The organism is Duganella phyllosphaerae, assembly GCF_001758785.1.
Taxonomy (GTDB): domain Bacteria; phylum Pseudomonadota; class Gammaproteobacteria; order Burkholderiales; family Burkholderiaceae_D; genus Rugamonas; species Rugamonas phyllosphaerae.
Genome location: NZ_LROM01000093.1, coordinates 51,885 through 67,335, shown reverse-complemented (window position 1 = coordinate 67,335; position 15,451 = coordinate 51,885). Strand labels below are relative to the sequence as shown.

The 15,451-nt window shown below is 61.4% G+C and carries 17 protein-coding genes; 11 read left to right on the top strand and 6 right to left on the bottom strand.

Annotated elements, in window-relative coordinates; genetic code table 11:
• Positions 1-20: 20 nt before the first annotated feature.
• Positions 21-806, bottom strand: coding sequence for a spermine/spermidine synthase domain-containing protein (locus DUPY_RS16535; RefSeq protein WP_070249492.1), 786 nt, complete (start codon positions 804-806; stop codon positions 21-23).
• A gap of 168 nt (positions 807-974) precedes the next feature.
• Positions 975-1,499, bottom strand: a complete 525-nt coding sequence (locus DUPY_RS16530; RefSeq protein ID WP_070249491.1) for a glycine zipper 2TM domain-containing protein — start codon at positions 1,497-1,499, stop codon at positions 975-977.
• Between the two features lie 454 nt (positions 1,500-1,953).
• Between DUPY_RS16530 and DUPY_RS16525 the strand changes: the two genes are divergently transcribed.
• From DUPY_RS16525 to DUPY_RS16505, 5 genes are all read left to right on the top strand, one after another.
• Positions 1,954-2,340, top strand: a complete 387-nt coding sequence (locus DUPY_RS16525) for a barstar family protein (RefSeq protein ID WP_070249586.1) — start codon at positions 1,954-1,956, stop codon at positions 2,338-2,340.
• Positions 2,341-2,451: 111 nt separating this feature from the next.
• Entirely contained in the window at positions 2,452-3,063 is a 612-nt protein-coding gene (gene purN / locus DUPY_RS16520) for a phosphoribosylglycinamide formyltransferase (RefSeq protein WP_070249490.1), read from the top strand.
• Positions 3,064-3,102: 39 nt separating this feature from the next.
• Entirely contained in the window at positions 3,103-4,404 is a 1,302-nt protein-coding gene (locus DUPY_RS16515) for an RsmB/NOP family class I SAM-dependent RNA methyltransferase (RefSeq protein ID WP_070249489.1), read from the top strand.
• 96 nt (positions 4,405-4,500) lie between these two features.
• A complete protein-coding gene (locus DUPY_RS16510; protein WP_070249488.1) occupies positions 4,501-5,838 on the top strand; it encodes a mechanosensitive ion channel family protein in 1,338 nt (445 codons plus the stop codon).
• A gap of 148 nt (positions 5,839-5,986) precedes the next feature.
• Entirely contained in the window at positions 5,987-7,189 is a 1,203-nt protein-coding gene (locus tag DUPY_RS16505) for a DesA family fatty acid desaturase (protein ID WP_071651657.1), read from the top strand.
• A 115-nt stretch (positions 7,190-7,304) separates the two neighbouring features.
• Here the strand turns inward: DUPY_RS16505 and rpmG are convergent, their stop codons facing one another.
• The 4 genes from rpmG to DUPY_RS16485 all read right to left on the bottom strand — a co-directional run bounded on the left by rpmG (position 7,305) and on the right by DUPY_RS16485 (position 9,926).
• The gene (gene rpmG / locus DUPY_RS16500; protein ID WP_019922928.1) at positions 7,305-7,472 is read right to left on the bottom strand and encodes a 50S ribosomal protein L33; all 168 of its coding nucleotides are present in this window, start codon (positions 7,470-7,472) and stop codon (positions 7,305-7,307) included.
• Between the two features lie 13 nt (positions 7,473-7,485).
• Positions 7,486-7,722 carry a 50S ribosomal protein L28 gene (gene rpmB, locus DUPY_RS16495; protein ID WP_026637479.1) on the bottom strand — a complete coding sequence of 79 codons (237 nt, stop codon included), beginning with the start codon at positions 7,720-7,722 and terminating at the stop codon, positions 7,486-7,488.
• Positions 7,723-7,875: 153 nt separating this feature from the next.
• Complete coding sequence (gene radC / locus DUPY_RS16490) at positions 7,876-8,550, bottom strand: RadC family protein (protein WP_070249486.1); 675 nt, start codon at positions 8,548-8,550, stop codon at positions 7,876-7,878.
• 155 nt (positions 8,551-8,705) lie between these two features.
• Entirely contained in the window at positions 8,706-9,926 is a 1,221-nt protein-coding gene (locus DUPY_RS16485) for a chloride channel protein (RefSeq protein WP_070249485.1), read from the bottom strand.
• 111 nt (positions 9,927-10,037) lie between these two features.
• On the opposite strand from DUPY_RS16485, the gene DUPY_RS16480 reads away from it, so the two are divergent.
• From DUPY_RS16480 to DUPY_RS16455, 6 genes are all read left to right on the top strand, one after another.
• Positions 10,038-10,490 carry an FKBP-type peptidyl-prolyl cis-trans isomerase gene (locus DUPY_RS16480; protein ID WP_070249484.1) on the top strand — a complete coding sequence of 151 codons (453 nt, stop codon included), beginning with the start codon at positions 10,038-10,040 and terminating at the stop codon, positions 10,488-10,490.
• 24 nt (positions 10,491-10,514) lie between these two features.
• On the top strand, positions 10,515-11,477 hold the full coding sequence (gene ispH / locus DUPY_RS16475; RefSeq protein WP_070249483.1) for a 4-hydroxy-3-methylbut-2-enyl diphosphate reductase: 963 nt from the start codon (positions 10,515-10,517) through the stop codon (positions 11,475-11,477).
• 239 nt (positions 11,478-11,716) lie between these two features.
• A complete protein-coding gene (locus tag DUPY_RS16470) occupies positions 11,717-12,646 on the top strand; it encodes a branched-chain amino acid ABC transporter permease (RefSeq protein WP_070249482.1) in 930 nt (309 codons plus the stop codon).
• Between the two features lie 10 nt (positions 12,647-12,656).
• Positions 12,657-13,886: an ABC transporter permease subunit gene (locus tag DUPY_RS16465; protein WP_070249481.1), complete on the top strand. Its 1,230-nt coding sequence runs from the start codon at positions 12,657-12,659 to the stop codon at positions 13,884-13,886.
• 11 nt (positions 13,887-13,897) lie between these two features.
• Positions 13,898-14,671: an ABC transporter ATP-binding protein gene (locus DUPY_RS16460; RefSeq protein WP_070249480.1), complete on the top strand. Its 774-nt coding sequence runs from the start codon at positions 13,898-13,900 to the stop codon at positions 14,669-14,671.
• Positions 14,671-15,405, top strand: coding sequence for an ABC transporter ATP-binding protein (locus DUPY_RS16455; RefSeq protein WP_070249479.1), 735 nt, complete (start codon positions 14,671-14,673; stop codon positions 15,403-15,405). The genes DUPY_RS16460 and DUPY_RS16455 overlap by 1 nt, the downstream gene beginning before the upstream one ends.
• The last annotated feature ends 46 nt before the right edge of the window (positions 15,406-15,451 follow it).

Below are 15,451 nucleotides of genomic sequence, written 5' to 3'. Positions count from 1 at the left end.
CGCCGCTGCTGCATTACTGCTTATTTCGCCAGGCTGGCGGCAATGCCCTTGACCCACGACTTGGCCGGCAGCTTGGTCTCTGCAAAAATCTGCGCCGCCCGCGCGGTGAGCGCTTCGATGTCGATCGGACGCTGGCGCTTGAAGGCGATCGCCACGACGTTGCCGTCATGGACTTCCGGCAGGCAAATCACCTGCGTGAACGCGAACTTGATGGCCTTGATATTGCGCGCGTAACTCGGATGGTCGCCAAACAGGTTCACCGTCATGATGCCATCGTCACGCAGGCAGCGGTTGCACGCCTGGTAGAACTCGGCGGTGTCGAGCACCGGGCCGCGCGCGGTGGCGTCGTACAGGTCCACTTGCAGGGCGTCGATGGTGTCCGCATTGGCCTCGTCGTTGACGAAGTCGAGCGCATCCATTTCCAGCACACGCAGGCGCGCGTCGTTTGGCGGCAGCTTGAACATCGACTCGCAGATGGCGATCACCGATGGATTGAGCTCCACCGCCGTGATGGTGGCTGCCGGGAACGTGACGTAGCTGAACTTGGTGAGCGTGGCCGTGCCCAGGCCCAGTTGGGCCACGTGGCGCGGTTGTTCCTGCCATAGCATGGCGGCCATCATCTGCTGCGCGTATTCGAGCTCTGGCCAGTTGGGCTTGCGGATACGCATCGCGCCTTGCACCCACTCCGTGCCGAAATGCAGGTAGCGCACGCCGTCCTGCTCGGACAGCGTGACCGGCGCAAACTTGGGCTTGCGCGCCGGGCGGGAGGATTCTTCTTTTTCGATGGATTTACGTTTGATCAGCATGGGGGCGGGTTGGTCGATAAGGCGGGAATGAAGCCGCATTATCCCGCGTGGGCGACGCCAGCGGCAAGCCGTATGTGCATGGGACCCTTGAAGCAGACCGGGGTCGGACCCTGGACAAGGTCCGACCCCAAGTGGTACGGCATGCGTGTTGCGGGAACGTGGTGGGGATTAGCGCTGCATCGGCTCGATCGCCACGCGCAGGCGCAGGCGTTCGCCGGGGTCGTACGACATCACGTCGGTGTAGTTGCGGCCGCGATATTCGTAGGTGACCTGGTAGCCGGAGGTACGCGATTCCCAGTGATCGACCGTGCGGCACTGCTTGACTTGCTGTTCCTGGTAGCCGCCGTTGCCGGAATTGTTCGAGTTCTCGGTACGGTCGCCGATCACGGCGCCGGCGATGGCGCCCGCTGCGGTGGCTGCCGAGCGGCCGCTGCCGCCGCCCACCTGGTTACCGGCCAGGCCACCGATCAGGCCGCCAATGATGGCGCCGCCGACGCCGCGCTGTGGAGGCGGCTGCTGGACTTGCACATATTCGGTACGGCATTCCTGGCGTGGACGGTTGATCTGCTCGACCTGCGGGGTGACGCGCACCACGCGGCCGTAATCTTCGAAATCGGCGGCGCTGGCAACTTGTGTGAACGGCAGGGCGCTGACGCAAAGGGCGGCCGCGATAATTTTGGTGTGCAGGCTCATGTTCGATACCTCGTGTTGTTTGACTGTCGGTGGTGCGTGTCAGGGACTCTGAGACGCATGATCGTATGGTAGTCCGGTTGGCGGGGCGGGGCCAGTGGCTAACTAGTATCTGTGGCAACAAATTGTAACAGCGGGCTAGAAACACCGCGCCAGGGGAATTCTCAAGGAATGTGCCGATTTCGTCTTAAAACCCCGTCAGAAGGTTCCAGTTTTAACAAATATTGCGCCATGAATCAACTTCGTGTTGATCTGGGAGGAACAACACGTTACCCTAATAAGCGTATGGGATTCAAAAACATGTTGAATCGACCACGGTTGGCACGGACCCGCCGGCCGTGTTAAGTGGACAGGTGCTCAAATTATTTACTCATTAATTCACAAGTTAGGCACTCTCGACAATAAAGTGGACACACCGTACATGCCTGGTCAGATCGAGGGAAACGAGACATTGCTGATGACCGTGCCGGCCAACCTGGTGCAGTCGATCCGCGCCTTCCGCGTGGTCGAATTGCAGGAGGAGGCCGCGCGCCTTGGCCACCACTTCCTGTATGCGCACCCGCAGGCCGGCGCCACCAAGCAGCAGGTGCTGGGCCTGATCGCCGAATCGTTCCAGTTTCCCAAGGGTATAGGCAAGAATTTCGACGGTCTGCGCGAGACGCTGACCACGACCATGGCCAATGCCGGTCACCAGGAAGGTTTCCTGGTCGTGCTCGAGCAATTGCCCAATGCCCAGAAATTTGACAAGGAAGCGCGCGAAACCCTGCTCGATGTCTTCCGCGATGCGGCCGATTACTGGGCTGAAAAGCAGGTTCCGTTCCGGGTGTTCTACTCGTTCGAGTAAGGCGACTCTACCGGTTGCTCGCGCGCTGATTACTGCTGCGCTGCAACATTTGACCGCGTCGAGGCGGCATTTTCTGGTCCGGTCCGTGTGGACAAGGTACAATGTCGGCCTATGAAAAACATCGTCATCCTCATTTCAGGTCGCGGAAGCAACATGGAAGCGATCGTGCGTGCGGCCCAGGCCGAGCGTTGGCCGGCCCGTATTGCCGCCGTGATCGCTAACCGTGCCGATGCAGGCGGGCTCGCGTTTGCCGCCGCGCATGGGATTGCTGTAGCCGTGGTCTCGAACAAGGATTACGCCAGCCGCGAAGCGTTCGACGCCGCCCTGCAAACCGTTGTCGACGGCTTTGCCCCCGACCTGGTGGTGCTAGCCGGCTTCATGCGCATCCTGACGCCAGGTTTCGTCGATCATTACGCCGGCCGCATGCTCAATATTCACCCGTCGCTGCTGCCGCTGTTCCCGGGCCTGCACACCCATGCGCAGGCGCTGGCCGCCGGCGTGACCGAACACGGCGCGACCGTGCATTTCGTTACCGCCGAACTGGACCATGGTCCGGCCGTGGCGCAAGCAAAAGTGCCGGTATTGCCCGGTGATACGCCCGATACGCTGTCGGCACGGGTGCTGGTCGAAGAACACAAGCTGTACCCGCAGGCCGTGCGCGATGTCCTGGCAGGCAAGCTGACGATGGTGCAAGAACATACCCGGGTCCTCGAAGCATCGTAGACCGCAGAAACACAGCAGACATATTAACCAAGGATTTCCATGAGATTGCCTCCAGCGATACTCGCCAACGCCGAAGAAGTGTTGCGCGAGATTTTGCGCTTTGCCGCGCCAGCCGATACCACCCTGTCGCGCTATTTCAAAGACCACCCGCGCCTGGGCGGCCGTGAACGCGGCGCCGTTGCCGAGTGCGTGTACAACGTGCTGCGCAACAAATCGTTTTATACCGATTTCTCCGAAGCGGGCGGTGGCGCCACCATGCGTCGCCTGACCTTGCTGGGCATGGCCGACGCCGTTGGTGTCGAGTCGCTCGGTGGTCTGACCGACGATGAAGTGCAGTGGGTCGAGCGCATTTTGCAAATCGACCGCAAGGTGATGCACAAGTCGAGCCGATCGAACATGCCCAAGTGGCTGTTCGACAAGCTGGTGGCGCAAATGGGCGAAGAAGAAACCCTGCTGCTGGCCGATGGCATGAACCAGCCGGCGCCGCTGGACCTGCGCGTGAACGCTATCAAGGCGAACCGCGACGACGTCATCGCTACCCTGGCCGAAGCGCCGATCCGCGCCACGCCCACGCCGTTCGCACCGCTGGGCCTGCGCGTGCTGCAAAAGCCGCAGCTGCAAAACCTGCCGTTGTTCAAGGACGGCCATATCGAAGTGCAGGACGAGGGCAGCCAGATCCTGTCGGCCGTGGTCGGCGCCAAGCGCGGCGAAATGGTGGTGGACTTTTGCGCCGGCGCCGGCGGCAAGACGCTGGCACTGGGCGCGACCATGCGCAACACCGGCCGCCTGTACGCGTTCGACGTTTCCGAAAAACGCCTGGCCAAGCTCAAGCCGCGCCTGGCGCGCAGCGGCCTGTCCAATGTGCACCCGGTGCTGATCGCGCACGAGCGTGACGCCAAGATCAAGCGCCTGGCTGGCAAGATCGACCGCGTGCTGGTCGATGCGCCGTGCTCGGGCCTCGGTACCCTGCGCCGCAACCCGGACGTGAAATGGCGCCAGCAGGAAAGCGCTGTCGCTGAAATGCAGGTCAAGCAAGCCGCGATCCTGGACGGCGCCGCGCGCCTGCTCAAGGGCGGCGGCCGCCTGGTGTACGCCACCTGCAGCTTCCTCGACGAAGAGAACGACTTCATCGCCAACCAGTTCCTGGCAGCCCACCCGGACTTCGAGCTGGTACCGATGAGCAAAGTGCTGGCCGAGCAGAAGATCGACCTGGACATGGGCGACTTCCTCAAATTGCTGCCGCACAAGCACCAGACCGATGGCTTCTTCGCTGCCGTGTTCGAGCGCAAGCCGATGGCCAAGAAGGTCGTGCCGGTGAAAGACGAAGCAGAAGAAGAGTAACTTTTATACCCCGCACAGCCCCCTCTGGGGTCGGACCCCGCACGGGGTCCGACCCCTTTGCTTTGCGGGTTCCAATACCACACCACAGATCCCACGATGACACCACAACAGCCGCTGCTTAAACTGATCGACGACGTTACCGGCGACTTCAAGAATATTTTGCTGGTGTGGCAACTGGGCGCCATCGTTGCTTCTATCGTGTTGGGCTGGACCCTGGCCAGGATGTTGCGTACCCGTTTCGGGCGCAATGAAAACCAGGGCAACGTGGCCCGCTTCGGCGTCGAAAGTTTCGGCAGCGTGATGGGGCCGCTGGCCATCATGTGTTTGCTGTGGATATCGCGCCTGGTGTTGCGCCAATACATGCCGCACACCAACCTGATCAACGTGGCCATGCCGATCTTCGGCGCGCTGGCGGCGATCCGCTTCACCTTCTATATCTTGCGCCGCGTGTTTGCGCGTCATCGCGAGGTCAGCCCTGGCATGGTCTCGTTCGAAAAACTGTTCCAGTTGCTGGTGTGGGCCGCTTACGTGCTCTACATCACCGGCATGTGGGACGAAGTATTCTATTTTCTCGATCACACCTTCTTGCCGCTGGGTAAGTACAAGGTCACCATCGCCGACATTTTGCAGGCCGCCATCTCGGTGGTGGTGCTGTTGATGCTGGCGCTGTGGGCCGGTACCGCGCTCGAAGAGTGGCTGATGAAAATGCAGGGCATGCACACCAACCTGCGGGTGGTGGTGTCGCGCACCGCGCGCGCCGTGCTGATCCTCGTCGCTGTGCTGCTGAGCCTGTCGCTGGTGGGAATCGACCTCACCGTGCTGTCGGTGTTCGGCGGTGCGCTCGGTGTGGGTCTCGGTCTCGGCCTGCAAAAGATTGCCAGCAACTACGTGTCGGGCTTCGTGATCTTGCTCGACCGTAGTCTCACCATCGGCGACATGATCACGGTCGACAAATTCAGCGGCCGCGTTACGCAAATCAACACGCGCTACACGGTGTTGCAGGGCCTGGACGGCATGGAGTCGATCGTGCCGAACGAAATGCTGGTGTCGGGCGCGGTGCAGAACTCGTCGCTGACCAACAGCATGGTCAATATTGCGACCAAGGTCTCGGTGGCGTATGAAACCGACGTGGACATGGTACTGGCGCTGCTGGAAGAGGCGGCGCGCACCGTGCCACGCGTGCTCAAGGACAAGGGACCATCGGCCACCTTGCTCAGCTTTGGGGCTGACGGGCTCGACCTGCAACTGAGTTTCTGGATCAGCGATCCGGAAAACGGCCGCGGTGGTGTGACATCGGATGTCAACCGCGCGATCTGGCGCGCGCTCAAGGAAAACCAGATTTCCGTGCCATTCCCGCAGCGAGAAATGCGCATCCTCGGCACCCTGCCCGATGCGATGCTGCCGGTAGAAAGCACGACCGTGCCGAAAACTTAGTCAGGGCCGGTTGGACCAAGATCGTCAACTCGGCGTTAAATCATCGTACAATGACGTACTGTGCATGAGACAGATTGACTTTTTGCGCCTGTTTTAACCTGCAATGTTGGCGGTTCCGCCTCGTTGCATGGCAGGCCTCTTTTGGAGAATGAGCTTGAGTTTACACGCTGTACTGGATTTTCTGGCTAATGGTGTTACCCGCCTGAGTGCCTGGGAAGTGTTTTTTTACACGCTGATCGTGACTCACATCACCATCGCCAGCGTGACGATTTATCTGCACCGCCACCAGGCGCACCGTGCGCTCGAGTTGCATGCGATCCCCAGCCATTTCTTCCGTTTCTGGCTGTGGCTCACCACGGGCCAGGTCACCAAGGAGTGGGCGTCAATCCACCGCAAGCACCACGCCAAGTGCGATACCGAAGAAGACCCGCACAGCCCGGTCACGCGTGGCATCAAAAAAGTATTCTGGGAAGGCGCCGAACTGTATCGCGCCGAATCGAAAAACCTGGAAACCATGGAAAAGTACGGTCATGGCACTCCTGACGACTGGATCGAGCGCAACCTGTACACGCGCTTTTCGGCTTCGGGCGTGGTTGCGCTGTTTTTCATTAATTTCGCCCTGTTCGGCGTGATCGGTATCAGCGTGTGGGCCGTGCAGATGATGTGGATTCCGGTCACTGCTGCCGGCATCATCAACGGCATCGGCCACTACTGGGGCTACCGCAACTACGATTGCAGCGATGCGGCCACCAACATCATCCCGTTCGGCATCCTGATCGGTGGCGAAGAATTGCACAACAACCACCACACGTTTGCCACGTCGGCCAAGCTGTCGTCCAAGTGGTACGAGTTCGACATCGGCTGGGCGTATATCCGCGCGCTGGAAATCGTCGGCCTGGCCAAGGTCAAGCGCCGCGCACCGGAGCCCAAGTTTGCCAAGGGCAAAATGGAAGCGGACTTCGACACCCTGGCGTCCGTCATTGCCAACCGTTACGACGTGATGGCCAAGTACGCCAAGTCGGTCAAATCGGCCTGGAAGGAAGAGCGCGAGCACCTGAAAGAGAAGGCCCAGCTCGAATCGCGCTTCCTGCGTTCGTCGCGCAAGCTGTTGCAGCGCGAACCGGGCAAGCTGGCGGCGCCGCAGCAGGAGCAGCTGATCGAGCTGTTCCAGCACAGCAAGGCGCTGGAAACCATGCACACCATGCGCGTGGAGCTGGGCGTGATCTGGGAGCGTTCGCACTTCACCCGCGAGCAGCTGCTGCACAAGCTGCAAGACTGGTGCAACCGCGCCGAAGCGTCGGGCATCAAGTCACTGCAGGAGTTCTCGCTGCGGTTGCGCAGCTACGCTTGAGCGATCGCTGCTGGTAACAAAGGCCCCGCATCATGCGGGGTTTTTTTCGTCCCGATACAACGTCGGAGACGAAAAAAAACCACCCGAGGGTGGTTTTTCAGGAAACGGCGATCAATTACTTGATCTTGGTTTCTTTGTAAGCGACGTGCTTGCGTGCTTTAGGATCGAACTTCATGATCTCCATTTTAGCAGGCATGGTGCGCTTGTTCTTGGTGGTGGTGTAGAAGTGACCAGTACCTGCGGTCGATTCCAGCTTGATTTTGTCGCGGCCAGTTTTTGCCATGGTAGCTCCCTAATTAGACTTTTTCGCCACGGGCACGCATGTCGGTCAGAACGGCATCGATGCCGACCTTGTCGATTACGCGCAGACCAGCGTTGGACAGACGCAGGGAGACCCAGCGGTTTTCAGATTCAACAAAAATACGACGGTTCTGCAGGTTAGGCAGGAAACGACGTTTGGTTTTGTTGTTTGCGTGGGAAACATTGTTGCCGACCATCGGCTTCTTCCCAGTAACTTGGCAAACACGTGCCATAACGCACTCCTTAAAAGACATTCCACAATTGGAAAAACGAGAGTATATCCAAAAAACTTAGGATATTCAATGACTTGTGAAAAACAATGGTGTCATGTGCATCTGGTAAAATTTAACAATTGCGCGTAAACCCTTGAGCCAACAGGGGTAAACCTATAATTGTCCATGCTCGGCGAACGAATGGACGTGCTGTCCGGCCACCACAAAATGATCGAGGATGCGGATATCGACCAGCGCCAGCGCCTGCACCAGGGCCCTGGTGAGCCGTAAATCGGCCTCGCTCGGGTCTTGCGTGCCCGATGGATGGTTGTGGGCCAGCATGATGCTGGCGGCATTGCGCGCCAGCGCTTCCTTGACCACCTCGCGTGGATACACGCTGGTGTGGGTCAAGGTGCCGCGAAACAATTCCTTCACATCGACCAGGCGGTTTTTAACGTCGAGGAACAGCACGTAAAACGATTCGAAAGTGCGGCCATTGAACAGCAGCCGCAGGTATTGCTTGACCGCCTGCGGCGAGCCCAGCGTGGTGGGGTTGCGCAGTTCTTCGAGCATGGCGCGCCGGGCCAGTTCCATCACCGCCTGCAGCTGGGCGAACTTGGCCGGCCCCATGCCGTTAATTGCCGAGAACTCGAGCAGGGTTGCGCCGAATAGTCGTTGCAGGGAGCCGAAGTGGTGCATGGCCTGCTGACCCAGCTGGACCGCGTCGCTGCCACGCACGCCCACGCGCAGGAAGATTGCCAGCAATTCCGCATCGGACAGCGCGCCGGCGCCATCACGGATCAGGCGCTCGCGCGGACGCTGGTGTTTCGGCCACTGGTTGATCGTCATCGGGATTCTCCGCGCGGATGGTCTGGCCATTATGCGCAGCAGGCGCAGCGCCGAACCGGCGCATATCAAGCGTGCGGCGGTTAGCGCCGCTCGCGGCAGGGCGAGGCGCTGCCGGTGTGCGCGATCAGCGCTTCGGTTCCTGCCGGGACAGGTTGTTAGCGAGGTTTCGGATAGAGCAGGCGCTGCGCGGCATAAATGCCCTGGCGCCCGGAAACCAGGTAGCTGACCGCGCAGCCCACAGCGGCGTACGCGGCGATGTCGAAGCCGAACAGTTCGATAGCGATGATGGTGGAGGCCAGCGGCGTGTTCGACGCACCGGCGAACACGGCGGCCAGCCCAACGGCCGCCAGGAACGGTGGCGGCAGCTGCAGCAGGGGCGCCAGTACGTGGCCGAGCGTGGCGCCCACAAAAAACAGCGGCGTCACCTCGCCGCCCTTGAAGCCGCTGGCGATCGACCAGGCGGTCATGATCAGCTTGACCAGGAAATCCTGAGGCGCCACCTGGCCCGAGAACGCTTGCTGTAGCACCGGCAAGCCCAGGCCCAGGTAGCGGTCGGCGCTACTGACTGTCATGGCAAAAATCACGATCGCCACGCCGCCGATGACCGGGCGCAGCAGGCTGTTGGACACCCAGCGCTTGAACAAGCTGGAGAAGCCACGGATCGCGCCGCTGAACGCCCGCGCCGCCAGGCCGAACGCCACGCCGGCCGCGGCCACCAGCAGCAACGGCAGCCAGCCCAGCGCTGGCATGGCGCCGGCCGCGTAATGCATGTGGTGGGCACCCAGGCCCAGCGTGACGAAGTGTGCGACCACGGCCGACAGCAGGCAGGGCAGCAGGGCGCTGGCGGCCATGCCGCCGATCGCCACCACCTCGATGCCCCAGATGGCGCCAGCAACCGGCGTGCCGAACACGGAGGCGAAGCCGGCTGCCATGCCGGCGGTGATGATCACGGTGCGGGTGTGATCGCTCACCTTGAACAGTTTGCTCAGCTGGTCGGACAAGGCGCTGCCCATCTGCACCGCCGTACCCTCGCGCCCGACCGACGCGCCGAACAGGTGCGAGGCCAGGGTGCCGAACAACACCAGCGGTGCCATGCGCAGCGGGATGGTTTTCGTGGGCACACGGGTTTCGTTGATCAGCAAATTAATGCCGGCGTCGCTGCCGGCGCCATGGCGCCGGTACAGCCACGCCACCGCGAAACCGGCCACCGGCAACAGCCAGATCAGCCAGCGATATTGGCCGCGCCACTGCGTGACCGCGTCGAGCGCGAGCAGGAATGCGGCCGAGGCAGCGCCGGCCAGCACGCCGATCAGGCATGACAGGGCAACCCACTTGAGTAGCGTGGCAAAAATCGGATGTTTGAATTGATGCGCCATGGGGCCGATTATAGTTTGTGCAGGCAATATCGCGTACCTGACCAGGTGACCGGGCCGAATCAGGCAAGGTGGCTTACAATACAGCCTTTGTCAGCTTACCGAATTCACGTCATGTCTAACGAGCAACCTGTCGTCACCCCGTCGGCCTATCTCACCCTGCATTACCGCCTGGCCTCCGTGGATGGCAAAGATATCGTCACCACTTTTGGCGGCACGCCGGCCACGCTGATGCTGGGCCAGGGGCAATTGGCGCCGGTGCTCGAAGAACTGCTGCTCGGCATGCCGGAAGGCACGCACAAGACCTTCGAGCTCGAACCTGGCGTGGGCTTCGGTCCGCGCAACCCGGAACTGATACGGGAAGTGTCGCGCGCCACGCTCGACGCCAACTCGGCGCCCGATGCCGACTATAAAATCGGCGACCTGGTGGATTTTGCCGCACCCGGTGGCGGCCGCTTTGCCGGCATCTTGCGCGAGCTCGGTACGGAAACCTGTTTATTCGATTTCAACCATCCGCTGGCTGGCCAGCCGTTGAAATTCGAAGTGAACCTGATCTCGGTGCTGTGAAGACTGAACCATGAGGACTGAACCATGAGCGATAAAGAAATCCTGTTGGCCCAGCCGCGCGGCTTTTGCGCCGGCGTCGACCGCGCCATTGAAATCGTCGAGCGCGCGCTGAACCAGTTCGGCGCGCCGATCTACGTGCGCCACGAAATCGTCCACAACGCCTATGTCGTGGCCGACCTGCGCGCCAAGGGCGCGATCTTCATCGAAGACCTCGACGATGTCCCGGCCGGCAATACGCTGGTGTTCTCGGCGCACGGCGTCTCGCGCGCGGTGCGGGCCGAGGCCGAGTCGCGCGGCCTGTCGATTTTCGACGCCACCTGCCCGCTGGTGACCAAGGTCCACGTGGAAGTGGCCAAGATGCGCAAGCAGGGCTGCGAGATCATCATGATCGGCCACCAGGGCCATCCGGAAGTGGAGGGCACCATGGGCCAGACCGACCAGGGCATGTACTTGGTGGAAACCGTGGACGACGTCGAACACCTGGTGGTGACCAAGCCCGACCAGTTGGCCTACGTGTCGCAGACCACGCTGTCGGTCGATGACACCATCGAAATCATTGCCGCGCTCAAGCGCAAGTTCCCGGCGATCATCGAGCCGAAGAAGGGCGACATCTGCTACGCCACCACCAACCGCCAGGAAGCCGTCAAGTTCATGGCGCCGCAGGTGGAACTGGTGATCGTGGTGGGCAGCCCCAACAGCTCCAACTCCAACCGCCTGCGCGAAGTGGCCGAAAAGATGGGCACGCCCGCCTACATGGTCGATAACGCCTCGCAGATCGACCCGGCCTGGCTCGACGGCAAGGTGCGCGTGGGCGTCACCGCTGGCGCCTCGGCTCCCGAAGTGCTGGTAGAAGCGGTGATCTCGCGCCTGAAAGAGTGCGGCGTGCGCAGCGTGCGTCCGCTCGATGGCGTGGAAGAATCGGTGACCTTCCCGCTGCCCAAGGGCCTCGATGGTCCCAAGCGTGCACCAGTCGAGGGCGTTCTTTAAAGACGGTCTCAGCAGCAGCGGAATTTAATTCAGTGACTGCCCAGTTATTCCGCTGTTAGTTTTTCCAGAATCTCGCTATCATTGCCTCGCTTTTAAAAGCTTGTCGTTTCGTCTTTAATCAACATTTTTGGTACGAAACTTGCATGACGAATACGTAGCCAACTGCGGCACTACGGGAACTTGCTTTCCGGGTGCCGTTTTTGTTACGTGGTGCAGGCATAACATAGTAAAGGTTCTCCATGGATACCCTTATCCAACAAATTATCAATGGGCTGGTGCTCGGCAGCATGTACGCACTGGTCGCGCTCGGTTACACCATGGTGTACGGCGTGCTCAACCTCATCAATTTCGCCCACGGCGACGTCCTGATGATCGGCGCCATGACCGGTCTCACCATTCTCAACCTGCTCAACCAGTACGCGCCCGAGATGCCCGGCTACATCAAGCTGGCGATTGCCATCGGCGGCGCGATTCCCGTGTGCATGATCGTCAACGTGCTGATTGAGCGGGTCGCTTATCGGCGACTGCGCAACGCGCCGCGCCTGGCGCCCCTGATTACCGCGATTGGCGTGTCGATCCTGCTGCAGACGATCGCCATGATGATCTGGACCCGCAACCCGCTGCCGTTCCCGCAACTGCTCTCGCCGGAACCGGTGATGATAGCCGGCGCGCTGATCTCGCAGACCCAGATCCTGCTGCTGGTGCTCGCTGCCACCTCCATGGTCGGCCTGGTGCTGCTGGTGGAAAAAACCAAGATGGGCCGCGCCATGCGCGCCACGGCCGAAAACCCGCGCGTGGCCGGCCTGATGGGCGTCGATTCCAACAAGGTCATCATGCTGACGTTTGCGCTCGGTGCTGCGCTCGCTGCTGTCGCGGGCGTGATGTGGGGCGCCAACTATGCGTCGATCCAGTTTGCCATGGGCCTTTTGCCCGGCCTGAAAGCGTTCTGCGCGGCCGTGCTCGGCGGCATCGGCAATATCTACGGCGCCATGATCGGCGGCATCGTGCTGGGGCTGGTAGAAAGCCTGGGCGCCGGCTATATCGGCGACCTGACCGGCGGTTTCCTCGGCAGCCACTACCAGGACATCTTCGCCTTCGTGGTGCTGATCCTGGTGCTCACCGTGCGGCCGTCCGGCATCATGGGCGAGCGCGTGGCCGACCGCGCCTAAGGAGAATTCGATGGCTATCCCGAGTTTCGACATTAGTTTCGACACCAAGCGCAACCCGCGCAAGGCCTACGCCAGCATGGCGGTGCTGCTGATCGGTCTGCTGGTCTTCCCGTTTTTTGCCGCCCAGTTCGGCAATTCGTGGGTGCGCATCATCGACATGGCGCTGCTGTACATCATGCTGGCGCTGGGCCTGAACATCGTGGTCGGCTTTGCCGGCCTGCTCGACCTTGGCTATATCGCGTTCTTTGCGGTGGGCGCCTACGTCACCGGACTGCTGGCCTCGCCGCATTTCGCCACCTTGCTCGAGTCGATGATTGTCGAGTACCCGGCCCTGGCCAATGCCCTGGTCGCCGTGCTCGGGCCCGAGATCCAGCAAAACGGCATCCACCTGTCGGTGTGGGCGATCGTGCCGATCGCCGCGCTGCTGGCCGGCTTTTTCGGCGCCTTGCTGGGCGCGCCCACGCTCAAGCTGCGCGGCGATTACCTGGCCATCGTGACCCTGGGCTTTGGCGAGATCATCCGCATCTTCATGACGAACTTGAACGAGCCGATCAATTTCACCAACGGCCCGCAGGGCATCAATATGATCGACCCGATACGCGTGTTCGGCGTCAACCTCGCTGGCGAGGCCGGCTCGCGCGCCACCGTCATGCTCGGCGATTTTGCGATGCCGTCGGTCAATGCCTACTACTATTTGTTCCTGCTGCTGTGCGTGGTGATCGTGTTTGTGACCGCACGGTTGCAGCACTCGCGCCTGGGCCGTGCCTGGGTGGCGATCCGCGAAGACGAGATTGCCGCCAAGGCCATGGGCATCAACACCCGCAACGTCAAGCTGCTGGCGTTCTCGATGGGCGCATCGTTCGGCGGCGTGGCCGGCGCCATGTTTGCCGCGTTCCAGGGCTTCGTGTCGCCCGAATCGTTCCCGCTGACCGAGTCGATCGCGGTGCTGGCCATGGTGGTGTTGGGCGGCATCGGCCATATTCCTGGCGTGATCCTCGGTGGCGCGCTGCTCGCTTCGCTGCCGGAGGTGCTGCGCCACGTGGTGGAGCCGCTGCAACAGAAACTGTTCGGCCACGTGGTGGTCGAGGCCGAAGTGCTGCGCCAGCTGCTGTACGGCCTGGCGCTGGTGCTGATGATGTTGTACCGTCCGGCCGGCCTGTGGCCGTCGCCCAAGCACGAAGACCGTCCCGACCACGATTCGGATACCAAAGATAAATCGTCCGACACCGTCGCCGCTTGAGGAGTGCAGCCATGAATGAGCAGCCAACCATTTTGAATATCGCCGGCGTGAATAAACGCTTCGGCGGCCTGCAGGCGCTGACCGACGTGGGCATCACCATCAAGCAGGGCCAGATCTACGGCCTGATCGGCCCCAACGGCGCCGGCAAGACCACGTTCTTCAATGTGATTACCGGCCTGTACCAGCCAGATACGGGCACCTTCGAGCTGGCCGGCAAGCCGTACTCGCCGTCCGCCCCGCACGAGGTGGCCAAGGCCGGCATCGCCCGCACCTTCCAGAACATCCGTTTATTTGGCGAGATGACGGCGCTGGAAAATGTGATGGTGGGGCGCCACGTGCGCTCGAAGCAGGGCGTGTTCGGCGCCATTTTCCGCCACAAGGCCGCGCGCGAGGAAGAGGCGTCGATCCGCGCCCGCGCCCAGGAACTGCTCGATTTCGTTGGTATCGGCAAGTTTGCCAACCGCACGTCGCGGTTCCTGTCGTACGGCGATCAGCGCCGCCTGGAAATTGCCCGTGCGCTGGCCACCGATCCGCAATTGCTGGCGCTGGACGAACCGGCCGCCGGCATGAACGCCACCGAAAAACTGGCGCTGCGCGAGCTGCTCATCAAGATCAAGCAGCAGGGCAAGACCGTGCTGTTGATCGAGCACGACGTCAAGATGATGATGGCGCTGTGCGACCGGCTGATGGTGCTGGAATACGGCAAGCCGATTGCCGAAGGCCTGCCGGCGGAAATACAGAGCAACAAGGCGGTGATCGACGCCTACCTCGGAGGGTCGCACTAATGAGTGGTTTAGCAAATACGAATGTTTTAAAGATCTCCGGGCTCAAGGTTGCCTACGGCGGCATCAAGGCGGTCAAGGGCATCGACCTGGAAGTGAACCAGGGCGAGCTGGTGGCCCTGATCGGCGCCAACGGCGCCGGCAAGACCACCACCCTGAAAGCCATCACAGGCACCCTGCCGGAGTGCAAGGTCGAAGGGGTCATCACCTACCAGGGCGAGTCCATGAAGGGCGCCAAGTCCTTCCACCTGGTGGAAAGGAAGCTGGCCATGGTGCCGGAAGGGCGGGGCGTGTTCACCCGCATGACCATCGAGGAAAACCTGATGATGGGCGCCTTCACCCGCAACGACAAGGCTGGCATCGAGGCGGATGTGGCCAAGTGGTTCGACGTCTTCCCGCGCCTGAAGGAACGGGCGCAGCAGCTGGCCGGCACCCTGTCCGGCGGCGAGCAGCAAATGCTGGCGATGGCGCGCGCGCTGATGTCGCATCCAAAACTGCTGTTGCTCGACGAGCCATCGATGGGCCTGTCACCGATCATGGTGGACAAGATCTTCGAAGTGATCCGCAACGTCTCGGCCGAGGGCATCACCGTGCTGCTGGTGGAGCAGAACGCCAAGCTGGCGCTGCAAGCGGCCCACCGCGGTTACGTGATGGACTCCGGCACCATCACCATGACCGGCCAGGCCAGTGCCATGCTCGACGACCCGCGCGTCAAAGCCGCCTACCTGGGCGAGTAAGCTTCGTAAGCTTCGGGGTCAGTGCCGACATTCGGACATTATTGAA